The 2646-nt window shown below is 62.7% G+C and carries 3 protein-coding genes; 1 reads left to right on the top strand and 2 read right to left on the bottom strand.

Annotated features, from left to right (window positions below; translation table 11 throughout):
- Together EOA85_RS32175 and EOA85_RS32170 are read right to left on the bottom strand one after the other, a co-directional pair.
- Positions 1 to 485, bottom strand: a 485-nt coding sequence (locus tag EOA85_RS32175; RefSeq protein ID WP_127212418.1) for an MFS transporter, incomplete at its 3' end; no start/stop codon positions are given.
- Positions 486 to 507: 22 nt separating this feature from the next.
- On the bottom strand, positions 508 to 1689 hold the full coding sequence (locus EOA85_RS32170) for an HlyD family secretion protein (protein ID WP_127212417.1): 1182 nt from the start codon (positions 1687 to 1689) through the stop codon (positions 508 to 510).
- Positions 1690 to 1852: 163 nt separating this feature from the next.
- Here EOA85_RS32170 and EOA85_RS32165 point away from each other — a divergent pair, with 163 nt between their 5' ends.
- Positions 1853 to 2572, top strand: coding sequence for a TetR/AcrR family transcriptional regulator (locus EOA85_RS32165; protein ID WP_127212416.1), 720 nt, complete (start codon positions 1853 to 1855; stop codon positions 2570 to 2572).
- Positions 2573 to 2646 lie beyond the last annotated feature (74 nt).

Below are 2646 nucleotides of genomic sequence, written 5' to 3'. Positions count from 1 at the left end.
AGCGTCGCCACCAGGCCGATCATCGGCGATACCATGGCGCGGCGCGACGGCGGGAAGATTGTGAAGGCGGCAGCGAACACGCTCGGGATCATGCCGCCGCCGATGAAGCCCTGGATGGCGCGGTAGACGATCATCTGGTCGATGTTGGTGGCGGTCGCCGCCAGCGCGCTCGCGGCGGTGAAGCCAGCCGCGGAGACGGTGAACAGCACGCGTGTCGACAGCATCCGGCTGAGAAAACCGGACAGCGGGATCATGATGACTTCGGCGATCAGATAGGCAGTCTGCACCCACGGGATTTCGTCGGAGCTGGCGCTCAAGCCTGCCTGGATCTCGGCCAGCGAGGCCGAAACGATCTGGATGTCGAGGATCGCCATAAACATGCCGAACACCATCGCCAGGAAGGCGATGATGCGGCGTGTGGAAATCGTGTCAGGCGTAGCCGGCGTCGCCGGCGGCGATCCTGCTGTCAAGGTCGCGGTTGCCATGCCAGTGCTCCCAAGCGGCCGCTCAGTTCGACGCGGCCGGCGCGGTGCGGCTGTCGACGGCCACGACGACGCTGAGGCCGGCGCGCAGCTTGCCTGTCTTCAGCACATCCGCCGGCACGTCGATGCGAACCGGGACGCGCTGCACGACCTTGGTGAAATTGCCGGTGGCGTTTTCCGGTGGCAGCAGCGAGAACACCGCGCCGGATGCCGGCGCCAGGGACGAGACGGTGCCTTCGAAATCCTGGCCGTCGATCGCGTCGACCGATATCCGGACCTTTTCGCCAGGCACCAGCCGGGCAAGCTGGGTCTCCTTGAAATTGGCGACGATGTAGAGCTTGTCCATCGGCACGATGACGGCGAGCTTCTGTCCGGGGCTGATCAGGTCGCCCTGCTCGACCGAGCGGTTGCCGACCACACCGTCATAGGGCGCGCGCAGCACGGTGAAGGACAGATCCCGCGCGGCCTTGTCCCGGGCAAGCTGCAGCGATGCCAGCGTGCTCGCCGTCTCCGCGCGCTGCGCCTGAAGCACACCGATATTGGCCTGCGCCGCGGCGATCTGGGCGTCGGCACCTACAAGGGCGGCATTGGCCTGCTCGACCGCGGTCTGGGCATCATCCAGCTGGGCCTGGGTGCCGACATGTGTCTTGAGTAATTGGGCGGCGCGCGTTTGAACACGCGCCGCATTGGCGGCGGCGGCTTGGTCGGCGGTCTTTTGCGCCTGCGCCTGCTCGAGCGATGCACGCGCCGCCTCGGTCTGGGCCTCGATACGGTCGAGCGTCTTGCTCAAGGTGGCGATCTGCGCCTCGGCTTGGGCGACCGCTATTTCGTAGTCGCCATTGTCGACGACCAGCAGCGGGTCGCCGGCCTTGACCTGCTGGTTCTCGGTCACCTTGATCTGATCGACATAGCCGGAAATTTTCGGCGAAATGAATGCCATGTCGGCCTGGACATAGGCGTCGTCGGTTGAGATCATGAAGCGCCCGTCGGTCCAGTAATCGTAGCCATACCAGGCAGCTGCGCCCAGCAAGCCAAGCGCGATGATCGGCAACAGAAGGAAGCGTGCCGAACGTTTCTTTTTTGTCGGCGCCTCGGCCGGAGGACTTATTGCCGGCTCAGTCGGTGCGTTCGGCGCTTCGGTTGCTGGCGCGATCTTGGGGTTGGGGAAGGGACGGACTTCGGCGGTGGAGGTCGCGTTCGAGGACATGGGGATCTCTCTTGGCATCTCTCTGGAAACTGGGCATCTCTCTGGAAACAATCAGTAAGACTGAACCGTTCGGTTCGATGCGAACATTGACTTAGCGCGGAGAGCGGCCCATATCAAGGGTGATCGAACCGATCGGTTCGAATATTTTTCGAGGTGTGACACTATGACCGAACCCGACAAGGACCAGTGCGATCTGCTGGATGGCCTGCGTCGCGGCCGCCCCGCGGCGGGACAGGACCCGGTCAAGCGCAGCCAGATCATCGAGGGCGCGCGCCGTGTCTTCATCGACAAGGGCTTCGAAGCGGCGTCGATGAACGACATCACCCGTGAGGCCGGCGTCTCCAAAGGCACGATCTATGTCTATTTCGCCAACAAGGAAGAACTGTTCGAGGCGCTGATCGAGGAAGAGCGCGGCACGATCTTCAAGAACATGTACGATATGCTCGACCGCGCCGACGACCTTCGCGAGACGCTGGTGAAGTTCGGCAAGGTGCTGTCCCTCAAGATCACTTCGGCCAAGGTCATCCAGGCGCAGCGCACGGTAATCGGCGCGTCCGACAGGATTCCCGAACTTGGCGCGCGTTTTTACGAACGCGGCCCGAAACGCGGCCACGACAAGGTCGTTGTTTTTCTCAATGCCGCCGTCGAGCGCGGCCTGCTCAAGATCGACGATGTCGACCTTGCCGCCTATCAGTTCACCGAACTGTGCCTGGCAGGTCTCTTCCGCCAGTGCATATTCGCCTACCGCACCAAAGCGCCGACCCCGGATGAGATCGACCACATCGTCAGGTCGGGCGTCGGCATGTTCCTGAAGGCTTACGGCACTGAAAGGCTTGCTACGGAAGAAAGCACCAAGACGATAGCACTAGAGGCAAAGTCCTAAAAGCGCGTCGCGTTTGACCGGCCCCACGCGACGCGCTGTAGGTTGTTGTTTTATGCATGTCGTTATCGCAAAAC

This window comes from Mesorhizobium sp. M5C.F.Ca.IN.020.29.1.1, assembly GCF_003997375.1.
Lineage (GTDB): Bacteria > Pseudomonadota > Alphaproteobacteria > Rhizobiales > Rhizobiaceae > Mesorhizobium > Mesorhizobium wenxiniae.
This window is presented reverse-complemented; position numbering and strand designations above follow the sequence as displayed.